The sequence below is a fragment of the Muribaculum sp. An289 genome, from assembly GCF_002159555.1.
Taxonomy (GTDB): Bacteria; Bacteroidota; Bacteroidia; order Bacteroidales; family UBA932; genus Merdivivens; species Merdivivens faecigallinarum.
Map to the genome: position 1 here is coordinate 1 of NZ_NFIV01000036.1, position 524 is coordinate 524.

Below are 524 nucleotides of genomic sequence, written 5' to 3' on the forward strand. Positions count from 1 at the left end.
TTTCTTTCTCCTCCTGCGGGTACTGGGATGTTTCGGTTCCCCGCGTTCGCCCGCCTTTCGGCGTACGCGCACTCACTGCGCGTGGGTTGCCCCATTCGGACACCCCCGGATCATTTCGCGCTTGCCGATCCCCGGGGAGTTTCGCCGCTCGCCGCGTCCTTCATCGCCTCCGGAAGCCCAGGCATCCACCGTGCGCCCTTTTCCGTTTCGCTCCGGTCTCCCGCGCGGGCGTCGCCGCCGGCGCGAGACCCCGGCGGGGACATCAGTCCCCGCGGTGATTCCTTCAACCTATTATCTTAATTACATAATCTGTTTTGCCTCTCGTGTTCTTTCCTGGTAAGTCAATGAACTGACGGCCCGCCCGCATAGGGACGAGGGCCTCGTATCGTATACGCCCAAACGGGCGCACGCGTCTTTCAAGAAAAATTGAATCGGGAGAGGGAAGCCCCACCAAAAAGGAGGTGTTCCAGCCACACCTTCCGGTACGGCTACCTTGTTACGACTTAGCCCCAGTCACCGGTTTC

Annotated in this window: 2 rRNA genes; both read right to left on the reverse strand. The window is 60.7% G+C overall.

Annotated features, from left to right (window positions below):
* Positions 1-212 (reverse strand): 23S ribosomal RNA (locus B5F83_RS10490); the annotation flags it as partial.
* A gap of 242 nt (positions 213-454) precedes the next feature.
* Positions 455-524: ribosomal RNA gene (locus tag B5F83_RS10495) — 16S ribosomal RNA — on the reverse strand; the annotation flags it as partial.